The following is a 25,774-nucleotide window of genomic DNA, read 5'->3' as shown; positions in this document are numbered from 1 at the left end:
AACAATTTAAGTTGGCCATGTGCCACACAAATTGGCGACGGCAATGATAACCCGAAGGGGCCACGGACCAGGCGAAGCCGCCCACAGTTGTCTGGACCGTGCCAACCGAAAGAGATGAACGATCTGGTCCTCTCGCAGACGAACGGTGTGCCAATACCGGATGGTCCTCCTGTTTTGGGGCTAACCAATGCCGAAGCGCGCTCCAGACTCGAACAATACGGCCCGAATGCTCTCCCCCAACCGTATGCGCCATCCCTCGCCGCCGTATTCTTGCGGCAGTTCCTCAGCCCGCTGATCTACATCCTTGTCTTCGCAGCCGTGGTCTCGCTGGCATTGGGAGACGCAAAGGATGCGCTGTTCATCGGCGTTGTCCTGGTGATCAACGGCATCATAGGAGCCGCACAGGAACATTCGGCCGGGCGGGCGGCGGCAGCGCTCCGAAATCTGGAAGAACCGCATGCGTCGGTAGTCCGCGATGGAGCGCAGTGCAGGATCGACGCACGCGAACTCGTTCCCGGCGATCTGGTGCTCCTGGAAGCCGGGGCAAGGGTTCCGGCCGATATTCAGCTCCTGCTCAGCGAAGACCTTCAATGCGACGAGTCGCTGCTGACCGGCGAATCCAGACCGGTGAAGAAGAGGCCCTCATCGTCAGGTGCGGAAACGGGGCCGGACGTTGCCTATGCCGGTTCCATGATCACGCGTGGACGCGGACGAGGTGTCGTCGTTTCGACCGGCGGAGCAACGGAGATCGGCAAGATCGCGGAGGAGATCGGCAGGCGCTCGATATCCAAGCCGCCGCTCCTCATACGCCTGGAGCGCTTTTCGCGGATGATCGCGATTGCCGTCTGCCTTGCGATTCTTCTGCTGGTCGCAGTCGGGCTTCTGCGCGACATCCTCTACCGCGATCTGTTCATGCTTGCGGTCGGTCTTGCGGTCAGCGCAATTCCCGAGGGGCTGCCCGTCGCGATCTCCGTCGCTTTGGCCATCGGCATGCGGCGGATGGCCAGGGTAAACGTCATCGTGCGCAAGATGCCGGCAATGGAATCGCTCGGCTCCTGCACCATGATCGCGACAGACAAGACGGGCACGCTGACGATGAACGAACTCACCGTCACGGATATCCTGCTGCCGGACGGAACGCGACTGAAATGCGAGGCGGGCCAGGATCTGGACGCGTGTTCGATCGTGTCGCCGCACGGCGACAATGTGCAGGCCTCGTTGCGCGCATCCGCCCTTCTGAAAGCGGCTTCCTTGCCCAATGAGGGGCGTCTGTTCAAGGAGCGGGAAAGCTGGAGCCGGCACGGCGACCCCGTCGATGTCGCCCTGCTGGCGGCAGCCCGCAAGGGTGGCATCGAACAGGAGGAAATCGCCACGCACTATCCACTCATCACGCGCATCCCCTACGAGCCTGACCTCAAATACGCGGCCTCTTTTCACCGCCGCAAGGGCCGTGTTCGTATTTTCGTCAAGGGCGCGCCCGAAACCCTGATAGCGATGGCCAGCCAGATGGATGCTGATGGCCGACCATTGCCGATCGACGGTGAGTTTCTGCTGCGCCAGAAGGAGGATCTTGCCGGAATGGGCCTGCGCGTCTTGGCGTTCGCCCAGGCGGAGATCGACACGACACCAGATGACGGGTACGCGCATCACCACCTGGTGGATCTCACCTTTCTCGGCATGGCGGGAATGCAGGATCCGGTGCGCCCCGAAGTGCCCAATGCCATCCGCGACTGCTATCGTGCCGGCATCGAAGTGGCGATGGTGACGGGCGATGATCCGCGAACGGCGAGCGTGATCGCCGAGCAGGCCGGCTTCGTGTTCAATCCCGACCAGGTGGTGACGGGCGAGGCGGTGCGCCGCGCCGAGCAGGAGGGGGAAGCGGCACTCGACAAGTTGACGCGCCATGCCCGTATTTTCGCCCGCGTCGATCCGGCACAGAAGCTCTCCATCGTTTTGTCCCTCTCACGCAACGGACATTTTGTCGCCGTCACCGGCGACGGCGTGAACGATGCGCCAGCGCTGAAGCATGCCCATGTCGGCGTGGCGATGGGACGAGCCGGCACGGATATCGCCAAGGAAAGCGCCGATATCGTCGTCACCGACGACAATTTCGCCTCGATCGTCAACGGTATCCTGGAGGGGCGTGTAGCCTACGCCAACATCCGCAAGGTGGTCTTCATGCTGGTATCGACCGGCGCGGCGGAAGTGGTGCTGTTCCTGCTGGCAATGCCGATGGGGCTGCCCATGCCTTTGCTGGCCGTCCAGCTCCTTTGGCTCAACCTGGTCACCAATGGCATACAGGACGTGGCGCTTGCCGCCGAGGCGGCCGAGGGCGACGAACTTCGCCATCCGCCCCGCCGTCCTAACGAGCCGATCCTGGATCGCGTGATGATCCGCCGCATCTGGCATTCCGTTCTGGTCATGGGCGTTGGAGGCTTCGCCGTCTTCTACTGGTTGCTCCAGCAGGGCTATCCCGTGGAGCAGGCGCGCAACTCTCTGCTCCTTCTCTTCGTCCTTTTCGAGAATTTCCAGGTTTTTAACAGCCGGTCTGAACACCTCTCGGTCTTCCGTCAAAGACTGTTCGCCAATCCCCTCCTCGTTCTCGGCGTGCTCGGGGCGCAGGCGTTGCACATCGGCGCGATGTATATTCCAGGACTGAGCGACACGCTGCAGATCGCGCCGGTTTCGCTGCGCGAGTGGGGGATGTTGCTTCTCCTTGCCGCCACCCTGCTGGTGAGCATGGAATTCGAAAAATGGCGGGAGCGGCGCAAGGCCTCCAGACAATGAGCTTCAAGACGCTCAACGCCTCGACCGATGAGGCAATCACTGCCGAAGACGTGGTGGGGCGCCTTGACAGATGCATAGCGGCCCATCTCCCGCGCCTGGACAAGGCCGGCGCGGCAGAGCCCGACAAAAGACGCCGCGCCACTGCATCCACGCCCAGCGGGTCACGAAATCGCCGCGCCGGGCTGTGAGATACCGCCCGGCTTGATGCCTCGCCGAGTACCCTACTCCTCGTCGTCCGTATCCTCGTTCTTCGACTTCAGCGCCGAAAGCTTGGCGAAGACGGCATTGGCGTCGAGTTCCGCATCCTCGTCCTTTGGCTTCTCCGGCGCCGGCACCAGCCGCTCGGTCAATGCCGCCGGCAGCAGCGTGTCGCCGGCCGGCTGTGCCTGTTCGCGGCCACGCGAGGCGCGGTTGACTTCCATGTCGAGGTCGATCTGCGAGGCGAGACCCAGTGTCACCGGATCCATCGGCTGCAGATTGGCCGAGTTCCAGTGCTTTCTGTCGCGGATCTGGTCGATCGTCGACTTGGTGGTGCCGACGAGGCGCGCGATCTGCGCGTCCTTCAGCTCGGGATGGTTGCGCACCAGCCAGAGGATGGCGTTCGGCCGATCCTGGCGCTTCGACAGCGGCGTGTAGCGCGGACCCTTGCGCTTGGATTCCGGCACTCGCACCTTGGGGTCGGACAGCTTCAGCCGATGGTTCGGGTCCTTCTCGGCGCGCGCGATCTCGTCGCGGGTCAGCTGGCCGGTCATGATCGGGTCCATGCCCTTGATGCCTTGCGCCGACTCGCCGTCGGCGATCGCCTTGACCTCGAGCGGATGCAGCGAGCAGAACTGCGCGATCTGCTCGAAGGAGAGCGCAGTATTGTCGACCAGCCAGACGGCGGTCGCCTTGGGCATCAGCAGGGTATTGGCCATCGCAAGATATCCTTCTCGTTCGCCCGCGTTCCCGCGCGGGCGGTGGTTTTAGAGCCACCAAAATGGGAAATTCGCGGTCTGTATAACCGCTCTCTCGCCATTTCGCAATGTTTTTGGGAGGTCGCGAGGGCGATGATGGCCAGACCCGTCAAAGAGCCCTTGGCGATCGGGGCCATGTCACTCGCGTTTTCGCTAGTCGGCTTCCGCTGACCGACCGCGCGGCTTCAAACCGCGGTCAATAGCTGAAGCTCGGCCTAGAAGGGCCCGGCATCGAGGCTCCAAAAGACAAAACCCGCCGGACAGGGTCCAGCGGGCTCGGAACCGGCGACGGAAATCCGTCTGCTGCGGCTCTGGCTTCTAAAGCTTGATCTCGGACCTAGGCACCGCGAAGAGCGCCTTCGGACGGGATCAAGCCCGAGATCAAAGCGCCTTGCGGGCGATTCTCTCGATATCGGCACGGTTGATGCCGAGATCGTTAAGCTGACGGGCGTTGAGCTTGTTCAGTTCGCGCACGGTCTCGTTGTACATGCGCCAGTTACGGAAAGCGCGGATCGGGTTCATGGTAGTCCTCCATTTCGTTGGGTCATTCGTTTCGATGGCGCGTAAATAGGCATCGCTGCCCAGGAATTGAACAGACGCTTTTGCATGGCCGCAATGCAATTGTGCATTGCAGCATTAAGCTTTTGTTCAGCTTGTTGGGGCGTGTGTCTTGGCCGATGCGTCAGCCGACATCGAGCACGATCTTGCCGATGTGATCGCCGTCCTCCATCCGCTCATGCGCCCGCCACGCTTCCTTGAGCGGGAAGATCATGTCCATGACGGGTGCCACCTTGCGGGTGCCGAGCAGCGGCCACACCTGCGCCTCCAGTGCCGCGGCGATCGCCGCCTTGAATTCGACGGTGCGCGGCCGCAGCGTCGAGCCAGTGTGGGTGAGCCGCTTGACCATGATCTTCGAGAAATCGGCGCTCGCCACCGCCCCGGCCTGCGTGGCGATCTGGACGATGCGGCCTTCCACAGCCGCGGCCTCGTAGTTTCGCGCCACATAGTCTCCGCCGACCATGTCGAGGATGACGTTGGCGCCGCGACCGTCGGTCGCCTCCTTGACCGCCGCGACGAAATCCTCCTCGCGGTAGTTGATCGCCCGGTCGGCGCCGAGCTTCAGGCAGGCGTCGCATTTCTCCTGGCTGCCGGCAGTGGTGATGACGTAAGCGCCGAAGGCCGAGGCGAGCTGGATCGCAGTGGTGCCTATCCCGGACGAGCCGCCATGCACGAGCAGCGTCTCGCCGCTCTTCAAGGCCCCGCGCTCGAAGACGTTGTGCCAGACGGTGAAGTAGTTTTCCGGCACCGCCGCCGCTTCGGTGTGGGTAAAGCCGGCGGGCAAGGGCAGCACGCTGCCGGCATGAACCCTAACGTATTCGGCATAGCCGCCGCCGGGCGTCAGCGCACAGACCCGGTCGCCGACGCGCCAGCGCGATATCTCGTCGCCAAGGGCTGCGACTTCGCCGGCGGCTTCGAGGCCGGGCAGGTCCGACGCGCCGGGCGGCGGCGGATAGGCGCCCTTGCGCTGCTGCACATCCGGCCGGTTGATACCGGCGGCGCGCACCCGGATCAGGATTTCGCCGGGACCGGGCATGGGCACGTCGCGCGTTTCAGGTTTGAGCACCCGCGGCCCGCCGGGTTCCGAGATCGCAATGGCCGTCATCTTCGCCGGAATTTTATTCTGTCCATTCGCCATGAATTTTCCCGTCTCGCTTCGCCAGTTTCTTGCCAGCGCCAGTTTCTTGCCGACCATTTGCATCCATGCCCCTGCCCTATGTATGCTGATTGCCAAATCAGGCAAATGGCCACGACAGCGCCGGGCATCCGATTGGACGCCCAAAGGACGCTGCAGCAGTCTAATTTTTGCGCATGAGCGAGGAGCGACGATGGCGATCTTCGACGACGAACCCAAAAAGAAAGCGCGCCCGCATGAGATCGGGCAGGACCTGTCGCTGCTTTCCGTCGATGAACTGTCCGAGCGGATCGGCATCTTGCGCGACGAGATCGCCCGGCTGGAAGCCGAGCTCAAGGCCAAGGGCACCACCAAGTCGGCTGCCGAGGCGCTGTTCCGTCGCGGATAGTTTCCAGAGCGGAAAGCGCCCGCCGCCGAAAAGCCCGAATGCGACTGTCTTCAGACCCTCCCTAAATTCTAAATTCCAGCCGGATCAGCTAAATGTTCGCAAGCTACCGACCGATCCTCTCGCTGCTTCGCGGCACCGCTTTCCTGCTGGCGGCGACCGGACTGCACGGGCTGCTGTTGCCGCTGCGCGGCCAGGTGGAAGGTTTCTCGACCGCATCGCTCGGCCTGATGGGCACGGCCTGGGCCGGCGGCTTCGTCACCGGCTGCTTCTTTGCGCCGCGCATCGTGCGTCGCGCCGGTCACGTACGCGCTTTCGGCGCCTTTGCGGCATCGGGAGCCATCGTCGCACTGCTCACCGGCCTGATCATCGACGAATATTTCTGGATCCTGCTGCGCGCCTTCACCGGCTTCACCATGGCCGGCGCCTTCATGGTCATCGAAAGCTGGCTGAACGAGAAGTCGACCAACGAGAACCGCGGCGCCGTCTTCGGCCTTTACATGATGGTCACCTATGCCTCGATCATGGGCGGCCAGATGATCGTTGCCGGCGGCGACGTGAAGTCGGCCTCGCTGTTCATGATCACCGGCATCCTGTTCTGCCTGTCGCTCATTCCGACCGCGGTCTCGACGGCTTCGCACCCCAAGCCGCTGCAGGACGTCTCGCTCGACGTCAAGGGGCTCTATGTCAATTCGCCGGTGTCGGCGATCGCCTGCGTTTTGATCGGCATCGCCAACGGCGCCTGGGGCACGCTCGGCGCTGTCTATGGCGCCCGCATCGGCATTTCCACGGCCGAGATCGCGCTGATGATGAGCCTGGTGGTCGTCGCCGGCGCGGCCATGCAGCTTCCGGCCGGGCGTCTCTCCGACAAGACCGACCGCCGCTTTGTGCTGGCGGGCCTGGCCTTCGGCGCGGCGCTGTTCGCCGTCGCTGTCTTCCTGTTCGAGCCGCGCTCCGGCGTCTTCGTCATTGTCTGCACCGCCGCTTACGGCGCCTTTGCCTACACGCTGTATTCGATCGCCGTGGCCCATGCCAACGACCACGCCCGGGCGGAGGACTTCGTCAAAGTGTCGGGCGGCCTGCTGCTGCTCTATGGTTTCGGCACGATGATCGGGCCGTTGCTGGGCGCCGCTCTGATGGGCTGGATGCGGCCGGAAGGCCTGTTCCTTGCGACTGCATTGGCGCATCTTTGCCTGGCGGGTTACACGCTGCTGCGCATCAACCGTCGCGCGCCGGTGCCGATCGAAGACCGCGACGCCTTCAAGACGCAACCGGCCGAGCGCTCGATCACGCCGGAAGCATTGCGGCTCGATCCGCGCAGAAAGCCTGAAACCAACGGTTGAGATTTGGAAAACTTTGCCCCACAAATAAGGCATGATGTTTTCCGACGCCTTCATGGCGATTGCCGATCCCAACCGGCGCTATCTCTTGGAAGAGCTCCGGCGCGGCCCGAAGACCGTCAACGAACTGGCCGCTGGGTTGCCGGTCTCGCGCCCGGCTGTGTCTCAGCATCTGAAGGTGCTGCTCGAAGCCGGGCTGGTCAATGCCAAGCCGGAAGGGACAAGGCGCGTCTATACGGTCAGCAATGCCGGCTTTCTGAAGCTCAACATCTGGCTCGACCAGTTCTGGGACGCAGAGCAGCCTGGTTGACCGCGGGAACTGAGAATGCGCCACCACGCCTCGGCAGTGACGCACCAAGCGCGTCCAGCCGCGTGCTCTTGCCTTCCGGATCGGTGAGCGCCTGGAACAAGAAGCCCGAGTTGTGCCGGATCATGCGGCATCGGGCCTAACCGTTATTGTAGGGGAAGAGCTTGAAATACGGCTGCGCTTCCTCGATCACGCGGGCAACAGACGGCCGCCGCAGCAACCGGTCGTGATAGCGCCTCACTGCGGGATATTTGTCGCCGAACGGCTCGACCTTGTTGGCATAGAACAATGCCGGGGCAGCGGCGCAGTCGGCCATGGTGAAGGCTTCACATATGGCCCATGTCCTCGACTGCATGTCCTGTTCGATGATGGCGTAGGCGCTGCGCAACTGGACGCGCGCCTCCTCGACGCCGAACGGATCGGTCTTGTCTTCCGGCCGCAGGCGGTCGCCGACGATCTTCTGCATCGGGTGCTGCACGTAAAAGTCATAGAAGCGGTCAGCGAGGCGGGTCTGGCGGGCGAGATCGACATCGGCAGGGATCAGCTCGACCGGTCCTGGATAATGCGCGTTGCATCGTCAGGGACATTGTTTTGCTCGTTCCTTTGGTGGTTCGCCTCACGGACATTCGGTGTCGAGGTTCGGCCCGCCATTTACCCGGCTTGGCCATGGGTGACGATGGCCTCGACGATCGTGGCCCAATCGTCGGGATGCAGTTCATGGCCGCCGCCTTCGATGCGGACAAGCCTCGCGCCGGCGACCGCCTCTGCGAGAGCGGCGCCATGCTCGACTGGAAAGATCGGATCCTCGGTGCCGTGGATGACGAGGAGCGGAACCTTCAATTCGTGCAGGCGGCCCTTCCAGTCCTCGCTGCCCCGATCTTCGCCGCCCCGATCTTCGCCGCCCTTGAGCAGGAAATGATTGGTCGCGCTCAAGAAGCCGCCGGATCGGTCGTAATCCTGTTCGACGAACGCCCTCGTCCGCTTCTCGTCGAAGGCATGCGCGGTGCCGGCGATTGCGTGCGCGTCCTTGACGATGAAGTCGACCACCTGGTCGCGATCAGACCAGTCGACCTTGGCGCCTTCGGCCGAATGCTTCATATAGGCCTCGGTCATCCCTGGCAGATGCGACGTGTCGGTTCCCATCGGCGAGGTGCTGATCGCCGTAAGCGAGATGACCCGCGACGGGTGTTTCAGCGCCACGAACTGCGCAATCATGCCGCCCATCGACATGCCGACCACATGCGCTTTCGCGATGCCGTGGTCGTCGAGCACGCGGATGGCGTCGTCCGCCATGTCGTCGAATGTGTAAGGCGGTTCGCCCGGCGCATATTTGGTTGAACGACCGGTATCGCGATTGTCGTAGCGGATCACGAACAGACCCTTGCCGGCCAGTTTCCGGCAGAACGCCTCCGGCCACCAGAGCATCGACGCCATGGCGCCCATAATCAGCAGCATCGGTGGATGCGCGGGATCGCCAAACGTCTGGGACACGATTTCGGGTTCCGCAGCCTTCATCATGATCGCAGTCTCCTCTCTGTAAACCAATTGCATTTTGCAATCAGTTGCACTATGATACAACTGATATGATATTGCAACCAGTTTTTGTCGGAGAATCGCATGAGCATCGATCGCCGGTCTGGGTGCCCGATCAACCTGTCGCTTGAAGTGTTCGGCGACCGGTGGAGCCTGATCATCCTTCGCGACATGATTTTCGGCGGCAAACGCCATTTTCGCGAATTGCTCAACGGTTCGATCGAGGGCATCGCTTCCAACATCCTTGCCGACCGGCTGAAGCGGCTGATGGAATTGGGCATGCTGACCAAGGCCGACGATCCCTCTCACAAGCAGAAGGCGATCTACAGTCTGACCGAAATGGCCATAACGTTGGTGCCGATCCTGGCGCATCTTGGCGCCTGGGGTCGCATCTGGCTGCCGGTCAGCGAGGAGCTCTCGATCCGCGCCGAGCTTCTGGAAAAGGGCGGCCCGCCGATGTGGGAAAAGTTCATGGACGAGCTGCGCCACGAACATCTGGGCATGCCTTCCGGCACGCCGCCGGATGCCACCGTCCGCGCGACCTTGCAGGCCGGATACGAGGCGGTTGTCGCCCGAAAGGCGACGGGCGCCGGGTGCGATCCGGGCGCCTGACCAACTTATTTTCCCCATTGCAGGCCGGCTCTGCTATTAAAGGGATTGAAAACTATAATTTACGGGATTGGAAAAAACCGTTGGTTGAGAACTCTAAGGATACTGCCCGCGCGCGGGCCGATTTGCGTTTCAAGAAGCAGGAAGAAGCAGCCACGGTTCGTCAGAAGGCGATGGCGGAATATGTCGCCGAGAGCGACGCCCGTCAGATAAAGACCAACAAGCTGAGGGCGTTGCGCCTTGCCAAGGAAGCGGAAGACCTCGCCAATGCGCCGGCTGTCCCGGCGAAAAAGCCGGCGCGGGCCAAGAAAAAATAGGGCCGGTTCGTTGCGCATGACGCTGGAAACCGGAATCGGTGTCCGGAAAGGATCATGAGCTGCTTCAAACTGTAGAGCGTCCTTTGCGCATCCAACGGGACGCGCGGCGCTCTGATCCTCGACAACGGGTCTGGAAGCGTCCGGATGGCAGCGCCATATCAGGACAGTGCCGTCAGCGGCGCTGCCATTTCGCCATTTCACGCGAAGCAATTTCAACCGAAACCGGGATTTTGTATCTGTCGTCCCGGATCAATGAATCACGTTTCAACAGTTAGCGCGTAGCTGATGCCGTTTAGCGCTGGTAGTTCCAAGGCATGAGCGCCTCGATGTCGCTGTTTGGCCAGCCATTGGCGATGCGCTCGAGGGTTTGGGTGAGCCAGGCATGCGGATCGATATTGTTCATTTTGGCGGTGGCCAGAAGCGTGGCTATGGTGGCCCATGTCCGTCCACCACCGTCACTGCCGGCGAACAACGAGTTCTTTCTCGTAATTGTTTGAGGCCTGATCGCACGTTCGACCGTGTTGGAGTCCAGCTCGATGCGGCCGTCGGCAAGGAAGCGTTCGAGCGCAGCGCGGCGGCCGAGCGCGTAGCGGATCGCCTCGGCAAGCTTCGACTTGCCCGATAGCCTGGGCAGTTCCTTTTCCCACCGGGCAAAGAGCGCGGCGACAACCGAAGCCGATTTGTCCTGGCGGGCTTCCATCCGGGCTGCTGCATCCTTGCTGCGGACGGTTTCCTCAGTCGCCCAGAGCGGGGCCATCTGCGCCACCGTCTGCGAGGCGATGACGGACGAGCCTGCGACATGCAGTTCGTAGAACTTGCGCCGCACGTGGCTCCAACATCCGGCCAGCGTCATGCCGTCGTTGGCCCGATCGGGCTTGGCCAGCCGGTTATAGGCGGCATAGCCATCAACCTGCAGGATGCCGCAATAGCCTTCCAGATGGCGGGCGACGCATTCGCCGGCGCGACTGTCCTCGAAGCGGTAGGCGACGATGGGCGGTCCGCTGCCCCCGAACGGCCGGTCGTCGCGGACATAAGTCCACAAATAGGCCGTCTTGGCCTTGCCCGATCCCGGGGCCAGCGTTGGCAGCGTGGTCTCATCGGCAAAGACCCGCTCACCCTGCTTGATGCGGGTCAGTGCGTAATCGGCGAGCGGCTCGAGCTCGAAGCCGACCTTGCCCATCCACTGCGCCATCTGTGACCGGTCGATCTCGACCTGGTCGCGGGCATAGATCGCTTCCTGGCGGTAGAGCGGCAGGCCATCGGCGTATTTCGACACCGCGATCTGCGCCAGCAGCGCTTCGGTCGGAATGCCGCTTTCGATGATGCGGGCGGGTGCGGCTGCCTGGATGACGCCGTCCCAGCCCTTGTAGGCATATTTGGGGCGACGCGTGACGATCACCCGGAACTTGGCCGGGGTGACATCGAGCCGTTCGGAGACGTCCTCGCCGATCAGGATCTTTTCCAGCGCTTCGCAGCCGGCAGGCGTTTCGGGCTCGACAACCACCTCGACCCGTTCGAGATGGGCCGCAAAGCCTTTGCGAGGACGCGGAGCGCGCTTCGCTTTCGAGCCGCCCGCAGACTTCTCCATCTGCGCTTCGATGGCCGCCACGCCGGTTTCGATCTCATCGAACACCAGCGCATACTGTTCCTCGCTCAGCGCGCCGGTCCGCAACCTTTCGGAGCGGCTGCCGAAGCGCGCCCGCTCCAGCATCTTCACGACCGCCGTCAGTCGTGCGATCCGCTCATCGGCGCTCTTGTTGACCAGCTCGAGATGGACGTTGCGCTCCTCCAGAAGGGCGGCCTTTTCGGCCATGGCAATAACCATCGCCTTGAGCGCGTCAACGTCGTCCGGGAGCGCAAGATCGGGTGCCGACATGGCCAAAATCAGAGCATATTCGCGGCCAGTTTTCCCGCTTTTTCAGCTCCCTGATTCATCATGCCGCAGGGTTTTACCCAACCGATTGCGGCCGCCTGACGGTCTCCGTCCGAACCCGTTTCCAATCCATTCCGTCAACCAGAGCCATGAGCTGGGCATGATTGAGCTGGACCCGGTGGTGGCCGATCCGCGGCCAGCAGAACTTCGCGTCGTCCAGTCGCTTGGCATAAAGACACACGCCGCTACCGTCCCACCAGACGATCTTGATCCTGTCCGCTCTTTTGGCGCGGAAGACATAAAGCGCGCCGTTGAACGGATCCGAGCCGGCATCGCGCACTAGAGCCAGAAGGCCGTCGGGACCTTTTCTAAAATCGACGGGATGACTGGCGACCAACACCTTCACGCCGGCCGGGATCATGCCTGGCGAACCGCGCGGATAATCCTGGCCAAATGATCCTGGCCGACGTCGGCGCCGGCCCGAATGACCACATCGCCCAAACAGATCTCCACTGTCGAAGACGCCGCTTGGGTGACCTCGACAAAGCCAAGCCGATCCGCATCTCGCTGCGGCGTGACCGCACCGCTCTTGATCGCCTTGCTCCGCCAGCCGAACAGCTGGGCGGGCGCCATCCCCGCTTGTCTGGCAATGGCCGATACATTCGCGCCCGGCTTCAGTGTCGCCTCGATCAGCCGCGACTTCGCTTCCGCCGACCAGCGCCGCCGCGGACGCTGCGGGCTTGCCTCCAGCCGGTTCGGGACCGCCTCAAGAACATGGAAACTTCTATCATCAGGCATAGGCGCAGACATAGAAATTGACACTGCAAGCTCCTCGGCTCCTTGCTTCAGTGTCACTATCTCTCGCTCATCACCTCAAGCCGCGCCAGATGGGGTCAGCTTGGCGCTTACTTTCAACAGGAGACTGCCATGACCGCACTGACGCTCGACAAAGCTATTGAGATCATCGGCGCCGCTTTCGCCAAAGGCGCCGAGCTCGAGCTCAGGCCGCTTGGCGTCTCGGTCCTCGACGCGGGCGCCCATCTGGTCGCGTTCCAGCGCCAGGATGGCGCCTCGTTCCTGCGCCCGCAAATGTCGGCCGGCAAAGCCTATGGCGCGCTTGCCATCGGCATGGGCTCGCGCCGCGTCGAAGCCTTCGCCAAGGAACGTCCGCATCTTATCGCTGGCGTCTCCGACGTGTCGGGCGGACGCATCCTGCCCGTCGTTGGCGGCGTGCTGATCCGCGATAAGGCCGGCGCCATCATCGGCGCCGTCGGCATTTCCGGCGATACATCGGACAATGATGAGGCAGCCGCCATCGCCGGCATCGAAGCGGCTGGTTTCACCGCCGATCCAGGCTGAGGCCAAGCCTTTAATTCATCAAGCCTCTAGTTCATGTTTATGTCACGGGTGGCCGCTCGCATCGAAACCGAGAAGCCGGCCAGGACGTCGACCAGTGCGATGACCATCAGCGTGAAGAAGACCGAGTGCGCCGCGCCCTTCACCAGCAGAAACTCGACCAGGAACGCCACGAAGACGAAGGTCGACAACAGGTGGTCCATGATCGAAGCGCTCGACGTGCGTGTCGATTTCACGATTTCGACGAAGAAGAGGAGCAGCCCGATCAGCACGATCAGATCGCCGAGCGTCATCGAGAACACCCCGCCCGACATCATGCGGATCGATAACATCTGGATTGCCCAGGGATCGTCGCCACTGCCGAATATTCCCAGAAGCCCGAGATTGTAGAGGACGAAAGGCACGATCAGCAGCGGAATGGCACCGAACATCTGACGTCTCCGGTTGGACAGCCTTCTCTAGTATGCGCCCGGCGTTTGCCGTCAAGAAGTTTCGTACGTGACCGCGAACACGGACAAAGACCGTACGAAATAACCATGTCAGCCGGCCCCGGCTGCCATCCGATACGGCTGCAGGGATGTCTGAAACTGGTTCGGTATGCGATCACCTGCGCACAATGCAAAAGGACCGGCGCAATGGCCGGTCCTTCGGGAGTCACAAAACCGTCGAAAGCGTCTCTCAGCTTTCCTTCGGCTCCAGAACCTGGCGACCGCGATACATGCCGGTCTTCAGGTCGATATGGTGAGGGCGGCGCATCTCGCCGGAATTCTTGTCCTCGACATAGGTCGGGGCCTTCAGCGCGTCGGCCGAACGGCGCATGCCGCGCTTCGACGGGGAGGTTTTTCGTTTCGGTACGGCCATGGATATGCTCCACTACATGGTCAAAATGCCCCGGCTGCCCTCGTGAAAGGGCCGCGTCAGGGGCCGGAATCTGAGAAAGTCGGGTGCCTATACACGCCCTGTGCCGTTTTGGCCAGCGCCGTCACGATTTTTTTTAAGCTACCGCAGACAGCCGACATAGGCGCCGGACCGGCCTGCGCGCCGCTCGATCAGCGCGGCCAGACGTCTCAGCCCCGGTCCGGGCTTCGCCGGGTTGCGGGCGATTGGGTTCGGCAAGGTGACGGCAAGCAGCGCCGCCTGGCGTCGCGACAGCCGTTTTGCCGAAACCCCGAAATGGTGCTGGGCGGCGGCCTCGATGCCATAGATGCCCGGGCCCCATTCGGCAATGTTGAGATAGATCTCCATGATGCGCCGTTTCGACATCACCGCGTCGAAATAGACGGCCAGCGGCAGCTCGACGACTTTCCGGACCGAGCCCAGCGGCCGCGACCAGAGGTAGAGGTTCTTCACCGTCTGCATGGTGATGGTCGAGGCGCCGCGCGTCATCTCGCCGGCCAATGCGTCGTCGACGACGCCCCTCAACTCGCCAAGATCGATGCCGCGGTGGAAACAGAACTGCCCATCCTCCGACATGATGACCGAATGCGCCAGCGCCGGCGCCACATCGTCGATCGAAACCCAGCGCCGGTCGTAGCCGGAAAACGTCGCCAGATCCTTCAGCATCAGTGTCGATATCGGATGCACGAATGGCGGCAGATACAGGAAGGTCAGCACCGCCGGTATCAGCGCCAGCACGACGGCGACGGAGATACCGCGCCGGACCCAGCGCCGGGGCCGGCGTTTGAGACCGATGCGGCTGCCGCGTTTCGGCCTCACCATATCCAGCCCTTCGGTTTCGTGATCGACGATCGGTTCCGCCAAGCCGCCCAATCCATGCTGCTCCCTGCCCCGGCATAATGGCGCTTGGCTTCTTGCGCAACGTCTGAGTGTCGGCTACCCGTCCCGGGCATGATGAAAGACGATCAAATGCCATTCGAGGCAGCGCTTGTCGAGCGCGCAGGTCCGCTCGAGGCGCTGCTCAGGCGGCTCCTCGACGACCGCCCGCTTTCAGGCGAGATCGCGCGGCCGCAACGCCTGATGGCGGCGATGCGCCATGGCGTGCTGAACGGCGGCAAGCGCCTGCGCCCCTTCCTGGTCATGGAAAGTGCCGCGCTGTTTTCCGCCGACGGCGAGGCGGCGCTGCGCGTGGCGGCGGCGCTCGAATGCGTGCATTGCTATTCGCTGATCCATGACGATCTGCCGGCCATGGACGACGATGATTTGCGCCGTGGCCAGCCGACCGTGCACAAGGCCTTCGACGAGGCGACCGCCATCCTGGCCGGCGACGCCTTGCTGGCGCTTGCCTTCGATATTGTTGCCGACGAAGCGACGATGCTGCCGGGCGAGCGACGGGCGGCGCTGATACTGGCGCTGGCCCGCGCCGCCGGGGCCGGCGGCATGGTCGGCGGCCAGATGCTCGACCTCGAAGCCGAGCGTATCAGGCCGGACGAAGCCGGCATCATCAGGCTTCAGGCGATGAAGACCGGCGCGCTGATCCGCTTCGCCTGCGAGGCGGGCGCAATCCTTGCCGGCGCGCCGGCGGCCGATCGTGAAAGACTGGCCGAGTTCGGTTCGGCGATCGGGCTTGCCTTTCAACTCGCCGACGATTTGCTCGACCTGACGGCGGACGCGCACCAGATGGGCAAGGCGACAGGCAAGGATGCAGCCGCCGGCAAGGCGACGCTGGTGGCGCTGCACGGCGCGAACTGGGCGCGGGACCAGCTTCAAGGCCTCGTCGGCCAGGCCCACGCGCTGCTCGATCCCTATGGTGAAGCCGCCGTACTTCTGAAGGAAGCTGCGAAATTCGTGGCGGCCCGCACCAGCTGACGGACGGCCGCGACGGATAGTCACGGCGTCACTAGCTAGCGCAACCGGCCAATCGGGATGATTTCCGGCGATGTCTCGATATATGGCTCGCCCTGCCAACTGCCGAGCCATTCTTCGACGACCAGACCGGTCTCGTCCAGCATCTGCGCAAGGCTTTCCTTTGCCGGGAAGGCAATTTTCGATTCGGCGCTGAGCACCCTCCCGCTGTCGGGGATTTCGTAATGGGTCGAGTAGATGACGACACCGGTGGCGGGATCGCGCCGGAAATCGTTCCATGCTCTCACAGTGCCCAATCCGGGATGACCCAGTTCCCGTTGCGACCGTTCCGGCGTCCACTCGAGCCATTCCTCCGTGGCTGGATTTCGCGTGTCGAAGATGAAGCGCCCATCGGGAGCCAGATGAGCAGCGATCGTGGCAAGCACCGCCTCTCGATCCTCTGGCGTCAGAAACACCTGGAAGGCGTGGCCGGTCAAAAGCACCAGATCGAAACGTCGTCCGAGCCGGACGTTTCGCGCATCGGCCTCGACCCAGTCGACCCTTTGCCCGCCGGCTCTGCAGCGCGCGATATCGAGCATCGCCGGCGCCGGATCGACGCCGGTCACGCTGCGCCGGTCGGCGAGCGCGGCGGCCAGTTGCCCCGTGCCGCAGCCGAGATCGAGAACCGAGCCGACATCCTTGGCAAAGCCGACGCAATAGTCGAAGTCCACGCCGGCTTCGTTCTCGATATCGTAGAACTGGACGAGGTCGGGATCGCTGTAGAGATGGTCGGTCATGGTAGGCCTATAGCTGGAGCCGTGGAGCAGAATTCGTGGAGTCAAAGCGCAGTTTCGACGGTTTGTCGGGCAAATCGGTCGGTATCCATCACCGATTCCGCACCACAATGCATGCGCCGCCGACGCTTTGCAGTTTCTGGCAGATATTGTCGGCCTTAGCTTTGGAGTCGGCGCCAATCCGGACCGCATAGATGCCACGCCTGCCGATCGGCGTGCGCACCCGGCTGACCACCGGATCATGGCCGTTAAGCAAGACCGGAAACCGGCGCTTTACACCGCTCCATTGATTGAGCGCGGCAGCGCGGCGGAAATTGCCGGCGACCTGCACGCCCCATGGCTTGACGTTGATCGACGCCATGGCCACGGTTCTGGACATGATCGTCGGCAGCTTGCGGCAGGAGACTGCGAAGTTCGCTTTCTTGTCGAGCGGCTGGATAGTGCCGGCATAGGTGGCGTCTGTAAACCTGTCGGCCGGCTCGCCCATGATGTCCAGGACGTAATTTTCGGTCTCCATCGGCAGGAAGCCACCGGAACTCAGCCAGCGCGACACCCGGCTTTCGCCGGCATTGTAGGCGGCGGCGGCCAGGCCGAGATTGCCGAAGCCGGTTTTCATTTCAGCGAGATATTTTGCCGAGGCCGGGATGGCCTGCTGGATATCGAAGGAATTGGCGAGACCGCGCATCTTCGCTGTGCCCGGCATGAACTGGGCTATGCCTTCGGCGCCGACCGGACTGACCGCATTGGGATCGAAGCGGCTTTCCTTCCAGATCAGCCTGGCAAAAAAATCCTTGGGCAGGCCGTTTTGGTCTGCATGAGCCTCGATCAGGTTGCAAACCCGGTCGAGCAGCCTCTGCTTGGCGGGGCGCGGCGGATCGGCCTGGACGGTTGTCGCCCAGCCCAGCCCACAAAACAGAACCAGCGTCGCCCAGGGGAAGCGCCGCATTGACCTACTCCGCCGCGGCCCTGCCGTGTTGTCCAAACCGCTGCTCGATATAGTCGGCGACCATCTTCTCGAAGTCGGCGGCAATCGAAGGGCCGCGCAGCGTCGCCGCCTTCTTGCCGTCGACGAACACCGGCGCTGTTGGCATCTCGCCGGTGCCAGGCAGCGAAATGCCGATGTCGGCGTGCTTGGATTCGCCCGGGCCGTTGACGATGCAGCCCATCACCGCGACCTTGAGGTTCTCGACGCCGGGATATTTTTCACGCCACACCGGCATGTTCTTGCGCAGATCCGCCTGGATGTTCTGGGCGAGTTCCTGGAACACCGTCGAAGTCGTGCGGCCGCAGCCGGGGCAGGCGGCGACGATCGGCACGAACTGCCGGAACCCCATGGTCTGCAGGAGTTCTTGCGACACTTGCACCTCACGGGTGCGGTCGCCATTCGGCTCCGGTGTCAGCGAGATGCGGATCGTGTCGCCAATGCCTTGCTGGAGCAGGATGCCCATCGCCGCGGACGAGGCGACGATGCCCTTGGAACCCATGCCGGCCTCGGTGAGACCAAGATGCAGCGCGTGGTTGGAGCGGGTGGCAAGCTCGGTATAGACCGCGATCAGGTCCTGCACGCCGCTGACCTTGGCCGACAGGATGATCTTCTCGCGGCCAAGGCCGATCTCCTCGGCCAGTTCAGCCGAAAGGATCGCCGATTGCACGATCGCCTCGCGGGTCACTTCCTGCGCGGTCAGCGGAAAGCCTTGGCGCTGGTTGTCGTCCATCAGCCGGGTCAGAAGCTCCTGGTCGAGCGACCCCCAGTTGACGCCGATGCGCACCGGCTTGTCGTACCGGATCGCCATCTCGACGATCGCCGCGAACTGCCGGTCCTTCTTGTCTTTGAAGCCGACATTGCCGGGATTGATGCGGTATTTGGCCAGCGCCTCGGCGCAGGCCGGATGGTCGGCGAGCAGCTTGTGGCCGATATAGTGGAAATCGCCGACCAGCGGCACGCTGACGCCGAGCCGTTCGAGCCGCTCACGGATGGCGGGCACGGCGGCAGCACTCTCGTCACGGTCGACGGTGATGCGCACGATCTCGGAACCGGCGCGATGCAGCGCCGCAACCTGGGCGACCGTCTGGTCGACATCGGCGGTGTCGGTGTTGGTCATCGACTGGACGACGACCGGGGCACCCCCGCCGACCGTCACGCCGCCGACATCGACGCCGACCGACGTGCGGCGCGGGAAGGGAGAGGAAAAATATCCGGTCATGCCGGCTGCCTTTTGTTAGCGCATGGGCCCGAAGGCCGCCGGAATCGGTCTTCGCAAGGGATCATGCGCAAAATCAAAATGCTACAGCGTCTTTTGCGCGTCCGAAAGGTCGCTGTAGAAGGTCCGGGCATGAGGTGGAGGAGCAAAGATGGCTTGTCAATGGCGACAGGAAGGCAGGCCTATCAAATCAATAACAGAAAGACGGCGGCAAACCATCCATCCTGTCCATGTCGCCGGAGCAAAATAATAAACCTTCCGGCGGCATGGTTGCCACCGGAAAGACGATCGCGCGCCGAAAGCGGCGCAGCTATCCCGCGCATGACCTCGAAAATCGGAATCGATTTTCGCTGGAATCATGCGCCAAATCAGCATCCTTTGCGTGTCCAAGGACGCGCGGCACTGTATAGCTGTATAAGGGCGTCAGTGCGTGGTCGGTTTCGCCTTCAGTTTTTCAATCTCGTCCTTGAGTGCCAGCTTGCGCCGCTTGAGATTCACGATTTCGAGGTCGTCGACCGATGGATGATTCATCGCATCATCGATTTCGCGTTCGATGTCGCCGTGTTTCCGCTGCAGCTCATCAAGATGGGATGCAAGAGACATGATTGGTTCTCCCTTTCATGGTTTCCTCGATTGCAGCCGTCAAGGCGCATCCACCGCAGGCTCGCTTCTGTGACGGCATAATGACAGTGTGCCACCATCGGGCATCGATGTCGAATGCTGCGTGGTAGCATTCCACGACAATACGAAATGTGATATTGGCTGCGCGCCGGTGCAAGATACCGCCGGCCTCGCCCAATCAGGCCCATTTTTGGGCGCCGCAGACGTGCAGACGGTAGATGATGTCCGAACAGGAACAGGCTGATATCCGCCTCGAATATTCCCGGCTGAAGCAAGAGCACGCCGATTTCGACGCGGCCATCAATGCAATGATCGCCGTGAACTGCGACCCTCTGCAGATCCAGCGCATGAAGAAGAAGAAGCTTTTCCTGAAAGACCGGCTGATGGCGCTGGAAGACCGGATCATTCCCGACATCATCGCGTGAGCAAACCCCACTTGCCGTCTCGGCAAGAACCGCTCATCCCGCGATCGAAAGCCTCGCGGCGCGTTCGCGCAGCAGGGCGATGAGATCGACTGTCTTCTCCTCGGAGGTGTCGATGGGAACCACCAGGCACATCGTCGCCTCGACCTTGCCCGGCGCTGAAAAGACCGGCGCGGCAAGGCATTTCGTATAGGCGTCGACAAGACCCGAGGTCACGCAATAGCCGGCGGCCCCGGCCATGGCGATATCGGCTATGAAGTCGTCGAGCAGCAATCTGCGGCCGTCCGGCAGGACGAGATCGTCCTCAGACACCATGTCCTCGATCACGGTCCTTTCGAACCCGGCGAGAAGCAACCGTCCGGAAGCGGTCCAGGGAAGCGGTATCTGCAGACCTGTGGCCGAGCTGATCCGGAACGGCCTGGTGCCCGGACTTGAATGGACAATTGTGTAGCGGCCGCTTTGCAGCATGCACAGTTCAGAAGTCTCGCCTGTCTCGCGCGACAGATTGTCGACCTCCTGGCGGCCTCTCCTGAGCAGGTCGTTGCCGCGCACATAGTCCATTCCGTAGAGATAGAGCTTCTTGCCGAAATAGACCCGATTGCCGTCGCCGGCCATTTCCAGCAGGCCCGCATCCACGAGTTCGCGCACCAGCGTGTAGGTCGTCGAACGGGGCGCATTCACGCCCTTTGCAAGGTCGCCAATGCCGACCGCGCGCTGGGTCGTGTGCAGAAACTCCAGAATATGGAGCACACGGTTGAGACCCTTCTCGCGAGAGACCGAAATCTTGTCCTCGTCCGGACCGATATCCGGCCGAGCCGCCAAGGCATTGCCATCTTGCATTGTTGATTCCCGATGTTAGTATCTGTCTTGTACAGGATACATGTGTCTTTTGTAAGAGACAATCCAGCAGATCATTGATGCATGTATCGGCAAAGGGGAACTCAACACGAAAAGGAGGTCGCCGTGAACGACACATCCAAAAGGCGTGAATTTCTGAAACTGGGAATGGCCGGGCTTGCAACGGCCGGAGTGATGGGCGCAGCAGCAGCGGTCGATGTTCAGAAGGCGGCGGCGCAGGCGGCGCCGGACAGTCTCCTGCGCACTGTTCTCGATCGCGGCAAGCTGATCGTCGGCACCGGCAGCACCAACGCGCCCTGGCACTTCGAGAACGATGCCGGCGAACTCGTCGGTATGGACATCACCATGGGCCGCATTCTTGCCAAGGGGCTTTTCGACGATCCGACCATGGTCGATTTCGTCATGCAGGATCCGGCACAGCGCATTCCGAACGTGACCACCAACAAGGTCGACATTTCGATACAGTTCATGACCATGAGCGCCCAGCGCTCGCAGCTGATCAATTTCTCCCGGCCCTATTACGTCGAAGGCATCGCATTGCTGACCCGTCCGGATGCGGAAAACAAGACCTTCGACAAGCTGCTTGCGGGAGGTTCCGCGACGCGAATTTCCATCCTGCAGAATGTCGATGCCGAGGCATCGGTGCACGTCGTCCTGCCGGAGGCGCAGGTGATGCAGATAGATACGCAGGCAAACGTCTTGCAGGCGCTGGAATCGAAACGCGTCGACGCCGCCGCCGTCGATCTTTCCACGGTGCGCTGGCTCGCGTCGCGCAATCCGGATCGCTACTTCGACGCCGGCAAGAGCTGGTACAGCATGCTCTACGGCGCAGCACTCCGGCAAGGCGATCTCGACTGGCTGACCTTCGTCAACTCGACCTTCACCATCGCCATGTTCGGTCACGAAACCGCGCTCTACGATGCAGCGTTCAAGGACTATTTCGGGATGGAGCCACCGGCGCGGCATCCTGGTTTTCCGACCATCTGATCCAGTCGGCGGAAGGAAAGCGTCCGGCGTCCTTCCGCCACCTTCTCCTCGACGGCCGTCGATATTGAGGGAGACGCATGGGCTATACTCTCAACTTCAACCTGATCTGGCGAAATTTCGACAAGCTCTGGGGCGGACTGCTGCTCAGCCTCGAGCTCGCGGTGATCTCGATAGCCATCGGCATCGTCATCGGGCTGCTTCTGGCGGTCTGGTACGTTTCGGCCGGGCGCGTGGTCCGGACCGTCATCGCGGGCTATGTCGAGTTCATCCGCAACGTGCCGCTGATCCTGCTCGTCTATCTGGTCTTCTACGGCCTGCCGACGGTGATCGACGTCGCCTACAGCGCCCAGACGTCGTTCGTCGCGACGCTGTCGCTCTATAGCGGCGCGTATCTGGTCGAGGTGTTTCGCTCCGGCCTCGAAGCGGTTCCGCGCGGACAGATCGACGCCGGCAAGGCGATCGGCCTGACGCCTTGGCAGCGACTGCTCCATGTGCGCCTGCCGACGATGCTGCGGATAACGCTGCCCGCGCTTTCCAACACGTTCATATCGCTCTTCAAGGACACGTCCGTCGCCTCGGTCATTTCGGTGCCCGAGCTCACCTACGGCGCCCAATGGATCAACTTCAACACGTTCCGGATCGTGGAGGTCTACCTTGTCGTGACGGCGATGTACCTCTTCACGGGCTACGCCCTTCTCTATGCGCTTCGGCTTGTCGAGCGCCGGTTCAGGGTGGCGCACTAGGATGCTTGGCCAGATCGCCTATGCCTTGCCCTTCCTGGCCCAGGGTTTTGCCGTGACCCTGTGGGTGTCGCTGCTGGTCGTGGCGTTGTCGCTCGTCGCCGGTGTAATGATGGGCGTCGGCCTTGTCTACGGTCCGGCTCCGCTGCGCTGGGTGGTGCGCATTTTCAGCGACACCATACGCGGCATCCCGATCCTGGTGCTCATCTTCTTCGTCTATTACGGCCTGCCTGCCGTCGGCATCCACCTGGAATCCTTCTGGGCAGCCGTGCTGGCGCTCACCCTGTTCAAGACGGCGCAGGTCATCGAATATCTGCGTGGCGCGGTCGGTTCCATACCAAAGGGGCAGTCCGAAGCGTCGATGGCGATTGGGCTGACCTTTCGCCAGCGACTGGCCTACGTGATCTTCCCGCAAGCGTTCAGGCGCTTCCTGCCCCCATGGATCAATGGCGTCACCGATGCGGTAAAGGGCAGCGCGCTAGTCTCGCTGCTCGGCATCACCGATCTGATGCATGCCATAAACCAGGTCATCGGCCGCACCTACGAGGCGATGCCGCTCTACATCCTCGGCGCGGTCATCTACTTCGCCGTCAACTACGCCCTCTCGCTCGCCAGCCGGCGGCTGGAGCGACGCTTCTCCTTCATCCGGGAATAGCAAGATGTCCACGCACGCCAATCCGGCACTTCTCGATGTCTCTGAGGTTTCCAAATCCTTTGGGTCCGTTGAGGTCCTGCGTTCCGTCAGCCTGCAGGTGACACGTGGCGAAGTCGTGACGGTCATCGGGCCTTCCGGCAGCGGCAAGACCACACTGCTGCGCTGCGTCAACTTCCTGGAGAGCTACGACAGCGGCTCCATCCGCATCGACGGCAAGGAGGTCGGCTTCCGCGAGACGGGAACACGCCAGCGTCGCAGCGAGCGCGACCTGGCGGCGATGCGGGCCGAGACCGGAATGGTGTTCCAGAGTTTCAACCTGTTCCCGCATCTGACAGCGGCCGGCAACATCATGCTTGGCCTGCGCAAGGTGCGCGGCAAGAGCAGCGCCGAGGCTCGCCAGATTGCCGAGCACTGGCTAGGCAGGGTCGGCCTCGCCCATAAGGCGGACAGCCTGCCGGCCGAGCTTTCCGGCGGCCAGCAGCAGCGCGTCGGCATCGCCCGCGCGGTGGCGATGGAGCCGAAAATCCTGCTTCTCGACGAGATCACCTCCGCGCTCGATCCGGAACTCGTCGGCGAGGTGCTCGAAGTCGTGCGCAGCCTGGCCGAGGACGGCATGACGATGGTGATGGTCACGCATGAAATGGCCTTTGCGCGCGACGCCTCGAGCCGCATCGTCTTCATGGCGGATGGCGGCGTCAGCGCCGCAGGGCCGCCTGCCGAGATTCTGGGCGCGGAGATCGACAACGAGCGTCTTCGCAGCTTCCTGGCGCGGTTTCGCGCCTCGCATTTCTGACATCAGACGGCGAAAGCCGTCGCAAGGAGCTTTTTCATGACGCCTTACATCCGGCTCGCCGAATTGGGCCTGACGCTGCCCGAGCCGCCGACGCCCATCGCCAATTTCGTCACCCACGCCGAGAGCGGACGGCTGATCTTCCTCTCCGGACAGGGGCCGTTGCGCGCCGATGGCACGCTTTGCACCGGCAAGGTGGGCGAGGACATCACGGTGGAGGAAGCCTATGAGCATGCCCGTCTCACCGGTTTGAACCTGTTGGCAGTCATGCACGCCGCGGCAGGCGACCTCGGCCGCATCGTGCGCGTCGTCAAGCTGCTTGGCTTCGTCAATGCGATCCCGACGTTCAGTGACCACCCGAAAGTGGTCAACGGCTGCTCCGATCTTTTCGCCGCTGTCTTTGATAGGATCGGCGGCCACGCCCGTTCGGCGATCGGTGTCGGCTCCTTGCCGGGGAACATCACAGTCGAAATCGAGGCGGTCGTCGAGATCGCCGCCTGACGTCTTACCAATGGGATCTCTAGAGATGACGATCTATTCCGCTAACGGCTCCAACACGACAATTCGCGAACGGCTCGGCCTTCGCCCGATCATCAATGTTTCCGGCACGATGACGGCGCTCGGCGCCTCGATCATCGTCCCGGAAGCGATCGCCGCGATGTCGGAGATCGCTTCGCAATGGGTGGAGATGGACGATCTGCAACGCGCCGCAAGCACGATCGTCGCGCGCCTCACTGGCGGCGAGGCCGGTTTCATCACGGCTTGCTGCGCCAGCGGCATCACGATGGCGATTGCCGGCGCGATGACCGGCACCAGCCTTCTCGCGATCGAGCGGCTGCCGGATGACACCGAAGGCCTCAAGTCGGAGGTCATCGTCCAGCTCGGCCATATCGTCAACTACGGCGCGCCGATCGACCAGTCGATCCGGCTTGCCGGAGCCAGCACCGTGCCGGCCGGCACGGTCAGCGTGACGCAGGACTATCACGTACGCGAGGCAATCCGCGACCGCACCGCGGCAGGCCTCTATGTCGTAGCGCATCACACGGTGCAGTACGGCATGCTCTCACTCGAGGAATTCTGCGAAATCTGCCACGCCAGGGGCGTCCCGGTGATCGTCGACGCCGCCTCCGAATACGACCTGCGTGGCTTTCTCGCACGCGGCGCCGACATCGTCGTCTATAGCGGGCACAAATTCCTCTCAGGACCGACCAGCGGCATCGTGACCGGGCGCAAGGATCTGGTACGGGCCGCCTATTTCCAGAACCGTGGCGTTGCGCGGGCGATGAAGATCGGCAAGGAAAGCATCGCCGGCACCATGGCGGCACTCGAAGCCTGGGAAAAGCGTGACCATGTCGGCATCCGGCAGCGGGAGGAAGCTGCACTCAATCTGTGGAAGGACGCACTGCAAGGCATTGCCGGAATTGGCGCCGAGATCATCCCCGATCCGACGGCCAACCCGCTCAACCGCCTGCAGGTCTTCGTCCGGCCGGAAAGCCGCTTCAGCGCCGCCGGTCTTGCCTCGGCGCTGGCGGCGGGCTCACCTCCGATCATCGTGCGCAACCACGAGGTCGAACGCGGCCATTTCTTCCTCGATCCGTGCAACCTTCATCCCGGCGAGGCGGAGATCGTCGCCGAGCGCATGCGCGCCGTGCTCAGCGCCGAGCGTCCCGCGGACGCCATGAAGTCGGCCCGCAAGGACACCGCCGGCGTCTTGCGCTGGCCGGATTAGGCAACGATGGCGCTGTGCGTCCGAATGCTGCGCAGAGGCACCGCATCCTTGCGGCTCTCCCCGAATTCCGCTAATGCGC

At 62.6% G+C, this 25,774-nt stretch carries 31 protein-coding genes; 15 read left to right on the top strand and 16 right to left on the bottom strand.

All coding sequences use genetic code 11. The annotated features are described in order from the left end of the window. Positions 1–114 precede the first annotated feature (114 nt). The gene (locus tag IQ26_RS00665) at positions 115–2,787 is read left to right on the top strand and encodes a cation-translocating P-type ATPase (protein ID WP_145711304.1); all 2,673 of its coding nucleotides are present in this window, start codon (positions 115–117) and stop codon (positions 2,785–2,787) included. A 221-nt stretch (positions 2,788–3,008) separates the two neighbouring features. Here IQ26_RS00665 and IQ26_RS00660 read toward each other — a convergent pair whose 3' ends face one another. The 3 genes from IQ26_RS00660 to IQ26_RS00650 form a co-directional block, all read right to left on the bottom strand. Next, entirely contained in the window at positions 3,009–3,704 is a 696-nt protein-coding gene (locus IQ26_RS00660) for a DUF1013 domain-containing protein (protein WP_145711302.1), read from the bottom strand. A gap of 420 nt (positions 3,705–4,124) precedes the next feature. Beyond that, positions 4,125–4,265: a DUF1127 domain-containing protein gene (locus IQ26_RS00655; RefSeq protein WP_145711300.1), complete on the bottom strand. Its 141-nt coding sequence runs from the start codon at positions 4,263–4,265 to the stop codon at positions 4,125–4,127. A 160-nt stretch (positions 4,266–4,425) separates the two neighbouring features. Then, a complete protein-coding gene (locus tag IQ26_RS00650; protein WP_145711608.1) occupies positions 4,426–5,439 on the bottom strand; it encodes an NAD(P)H-quinone oxidoreductase in 1,014 nt (337 codons plus the stop codon). Between the two features lie 190 nt (positions 5,440–5,629). On the opposite strand from IQ26_RS00650, the gene IQ26_RS00645 reads away from it, so the two are divergent. The 3 genes from IQ26_RS00645 (at position 5,630) to IQ26_RS00635 (ending at position 7,471) form a co-directional block, all read left to right on the top strand. Continuing rightward, positions 5,630–5,824: a DUF1192 domain-containing protein gene (locus tag IQ26_RS00645; RefSeq protein ID WP_145711298.1), complete on the top strand. Its 195-nt coding sequence runs from the start codon at positions 5,630–5,632 to the stop codon at positions 5,822–5,824. A gap of 92 nt (positions 5,825–5,916) precedes the next feature. Next, positions 5,917–7,164, top strand: coding sequence for an MFS transporter (locus tag IQ26_RS00640; RefSeq protein WP_145711296.1), 1,248 nt, complete (start codon positions 5,917–5,919; stop codon positions 7,162–7,164). A 31-nt stretch (positions 7,165–7,195) separates the two neighbouring features. Further along, positions 7,196–7,471, top strand: coding sequence for an ArsR/SmtB family transcription factor (locus tag IQ26_RS00635; RefSeq protein WP_145711294.1), 276 nt, complete (start codon positions 7,196–7,198; stop codon positions 7,469–7,471). 136 nt (positions 7,472–7,607) lie between these two features. On the opposite strand, the gene IQ26_RS00630 is transcribed toward IQ26_RS00635, so the two are convergent. Then, positions 7,608–7,934, bottom strand: coding sequence for a glutathione S-transferase family protein (locus tag IQ26_RS00630; protein WP_240546940.1), 327 nt, complete (start codon positions 7,932–7,934; stop codon positions 7,608–7,610). Positions 7,935–8,119: 185 nt separating this feature from the next. Next, positions 8,120–8,986, bottom strand: a complete 867-nt coding sequence (locus IQ26_RS00625; RefSeq protein WP_145711292.1) for an alpha/beta fold hydrolase — start codon at positions 8,984–8,986, stop codon at positions 8,120–8,122. Positions 8,987–9,085: 99 nt separating this feature from the next. Between IQ26_RS00625 and IQ26_RS00620 the strand changes: the two genes are divergently transcribed. Both IQ26_RS00620 and IQ26_RS00615 read left to right on the top strand, forming a co-directional pair. After that, positions 9,086–9,613 carry a winged helix-turn-helix transcriptional regulator gene (locus tag IQ26_RS00620; RefSeq protein ID WP_145711290.1) on the top strand — a complete coding sequence of 176 codons (528 nt, stop codon included), beginning with the start codon at positions 9,086–9,088 and terminating at the stop codon, positions 9,611–9,613. Further along, positions 9,595–9,927 carry a hypothetical protein gene (locus IQ26_RS00615; protein WP_240546939.1) on the top strand — a complete coding sequence of 111 codons (333 nt, stop codon included), beginning with the start codon at positions 9,595–9,597 and terminating at the stop codon, positions 9,925–9,927. The genes IQ26_RS00620 and IQ26_RS00615 overlap by 19 nt, the downstream gene beginning before the upstream one ends. A gap of 292 nt (positions 9,928–10,219) precedes the next feature. On the opposite strand, the gene tnpC is transcribed toward IQ26_RS00615, so the two are convergent. The 3 genes from tnpC to IQ26_RS00600 all read right to left on the bottom strand — a co-directional run bounded on the left by tnpC (position 10,220) and on the right by IQ26_RS00600 (position 12,598). Beyond that, a complete protein-coding gene (gene tnpC, locus IQ26_RS00610; RefSeq protein ID WP_145711288.1) occupies positions 10,220–11,803 on the bottom strand; it encodes an IS66 family transposase in 1,584 nt (527 codons plus the stop codon). A 73-nt stretch (positions 11,804–11,876) separates the two neighbouring features. Continuing rightward, on the bottom strand, positions 11,877–12,221 hold the full coding sequence (tnpB, locus tag IQ26_RS00605; protein WP_096453731.1) for an IS66 family insertion sequence element accessory protein TnpB: 345 nt from the start codon (positions 12,219–12,221) through the stop codon (positions 11,877–11,879). After that, positions 12,218–12,598: a transposase gene (locus IQ26_RS00600; RefSeq protein ID WP_240546938.1), complete on the bottom strand. Its 381-nt coding sequence runs from the start codon at positions 12,596–12,598 to the stop codon at positions 12,218–12,220. The genes tnpB and IQ26_RS00600 overlap by 4 nt, the downstream gene beginning before the upstream one ends. A 129-nt stretch (positions 12,599–12,727) precedes the next feature. On the opposite strand from IQ26_RS00600, the gene IQ26_RS00595 reads away from it, so the two are divergent. Continuing rightward, the gene (locus tag IQ26_RS00595) at positions 12,728–13,159 is read left to right on the top strand and encodes a GlcG/HbpS family heme-binding protein (RefSeq protein ID WP_145711286.1); all 432 of its coding nucleotides are present in this window, start codon (positions 12,728–12,730) and stop codon (positions 13,157–13,159) included. Positions 13,160–13,185: 26 nt separating this feature from the next. Here IQ26_RS00595 and IQ26_RS00590 read toward each other — a convergent pair whose 3' ends face one another. From IQ26_RS00590 to IQ26_RS00580, 3 genes are all read right to left on the bottom strand, one after another. Next, positions 13,186–13,587 (bottom strand): hypothetical protein, encoded by a 402-nt coding sequence (locus IQ26_RS00590; protein ID WP_145711284.1) that lies wholly within the window; start codon positions 13,585–13,587, stop codon positions 13,186–13,188. Between the two features lie 247 nt (positions 13,588–13,834). Further along, positions 13,835–14,017, bottom strand: coding sequence for a 50S ribosomal protein L32 (gene rpmF, locus IQ26_RS00585; RefSeq protein ID WP_006203806.1), 183 nt, complete (start codon positions 14,015–14,017; stop codon positions 13,835–13,837). Positions 14,018–14,155: 138 nt separating this feature from the next. Beyond that, positions 14,156–14,926, bottom strand: a complete 771-nt coding sequence (locus IQ26_RS00580; RefSeq protein ID WP_145711282.1) for a biosynthetic peptidoglycan transglycosylase — start codon at positions 14,924–14,926, stop codon at positions 14,156–14,158. Between the two features lie 78 nt (positions 14,927–15,004). Between IQ26_RS00580 and IQ26_RS00575 the strand changes: the two genes are divergently transcribed. Next, complete coding sequence (locus IQ26_RS00575) at positions 15,005–15,922, top strand: polyprenyl synthetase family protein (protein WP_145711280.1); 918 nt, start codon at positions 15,005–15,007, stop codon at positions 15,920–15,922. A 35-nt stretch (positions 15,923–15,957) separates the two neighbouring features. Here IQ26_RS00575 and IQ26_RS00570 read toward each other — a convergent pair whose 3' ends face one another. The 4 genes from IQ26_RS00570 to IQ26_RS00555 all read right to left on the bottom strand — a co-directional run bounded on the left by IQ26_RS00570 (position 15,958) and on the right by IQ26_RS00555 (position 19,496). Then, positions 15,958–16,695: a class I SAM-dependent methyltransferase gene (locus IQ26_RS00570; protein ID WP_145711278.1), complete on the bottom strand. Its 738-nt coding sequence runs from the start codon at positions 16,693–16,695 to the stop codon at positions 15,958–15,960. 88 nt (positions 16,696–16,783) lie between these two features. Then, positions 16,784–17,638, bottom strand: a complete 855-nt coding sequence (locus tag IQ26_RS00565) for a lytic transglycosylase domain-containing protein (protein WP_145711273.1) — start codon at positions 17,636–17,638, stop codon at positions 16,784–16,786. Between the two features lie 4 nt (positions 17,639–17,642). Beyond that, positions 17,643–18,896, bottom strand: a complete 1,254-nt coding sequence (gene ispG / locus IQ26_RS00560; RefSeq protein WP_145711267.1) for a flavodoxin-dependent (E)-4-hydroxy-3-methylbut-2-enyl-diphosphate synthase — start codon at positions 18,894–18,896, stop codon at positions 17,643–17,645. A 420-nt stretch (positions 18,897–19,316) separates the two neighbouring features. Next, entirely contained in the window at positions 19,317–19,496 is a 180-nt protein-coding gene (locus tag IQ26_RS00555) for a YdcH family protein (protein WP_095487303.1), read from the bottom strand. 239 nt (positions 19,497–19,735) lie between these two features. Here IQ26_RS00555 and IQ26_RS00550 point away from each other — a divergent pair, with 239 nt between their 5' ends. Further along, on the top strand, positions 19,736–19,939 hold the full coding sequence (locus tag IQ26_RS00550) for a YdcH family protein (RefSeq protein WP_145711604.1): 204 nt from the start codon (positions 19,736–19,738) through the stop codon (positions 19,937–19,939). Positions 19,940–19,972: 33 nt separating this feature from the next. On the opposite strand, the gene IQ26_RS00545 is transcribed toward IQ26_RS00550, so the two are convergent. Next, positions 19,973–20,776 carry an IclR family transcriptional regulator gene (locus IQ26_RS00545; RefSeq protein ID WP_145711264.1) on the bottom strand — a complete coding sequence of 268 codons (804 nt, stop codon included), beginning with the start codon at positions 20,774–20,776 and terminating at the stop codon, positions 19,973–19,975. Between the two features lie 123 nt (positions 20,777–20,899). Here IQ26_RS00545 and IQ26_RS00540 point away from each other — a divergent pair, with 123 nt between their 5' ends. The 6 genes from IQ26_RS00540 (at position 20,900) to IQ26_RS00515 (ending at position 25,695) form a co-directional block, all read left to right on the top strand. Continuing rightward, on the top strand, positions 20,900–21,781 hold the full coding sequence (locus IQ26_RS00540) for a transporter substrate-binding domain-containing protein (protein WP_145711259.1): 882 nt from the start codon (positions 20,900–20,902) through the stop codon (positions 21,779–21,781). A 77-nt stretch (positions 21,782–21,858) separates the two neighbouring features. Next, the gene (locus IQ26_RS00535) at positions 21,859–22,524 is read left to right on the top strand and encodes an amino acid ABC transporter permease (RefSeq protein WP_145711254.1); all 666 of its coding nucleotides are present in this window, start codon (positions 21,859–21,861) and stop codon (positions 22,522–22,524) included. Between the two features lies 1 nt (position 22,525). Further along, positions 22,526–23,176, top strand: a complete 651-nt coding sequence (locus tag IQ26_RS00530) for an amino acid ABC transporter permease (protein ID WP_145711250.1) — start codon at positions 22,526–22,528, stop codon at positions 23,174–23,176. Between the two features lie 4 nt (positions 23,177–23,180). Further along, a complete protein-coding gene (locus IQ26_RS00525; RefSeq protein WP_145711246.1) occupies positions 23,181–23,969 on the top strand; it encodes an amino acid ABC transporter ATP-binding protein in 789 nt (262 codons plus the stop codon). Between the two features lie 36 nt (positions 23,970–24,005). Next, positions 24,006–24,467, top strand: coding sequence for a RidA family protein (locus IQ26_RS00520; RefSeq protein WP_126035370.1), 462 nt, complete (start codon positions 24,006–24,008; stop codon positions 24,465–24,467). 25 nt (positions 24,468–24,492) lie between these two features. Continuing rightward, positions 24,493–25,695 (top strand): aminotransferase class V-fold PLP-dependent enzyme, encoded by a 1,203-nt coding sequence (locus IQ26_RS00515; protein WP_145711242.1) that lies wholly within the window; start codon positions 24,493–24,495, stop codon positions 25,693–25,695. The last annotated feature ends 79 nt before the right edge of the window (positions 25,696–25,774 follow it).

It is taken from the genome of Mesorhizobium tianshanense, from assembly GCF_007830515.1.
Taxonomy (GTDB): Bacteria; Pseudomonadota; Alphaproteobacteria; order Rhizobiales; family Rhizobiaceae; genus Mesorhizobium; species Mesorhizobium tianshanense.
This window is presented reverse-complemented; position numbering and strand designations above follow the sequence as displayed.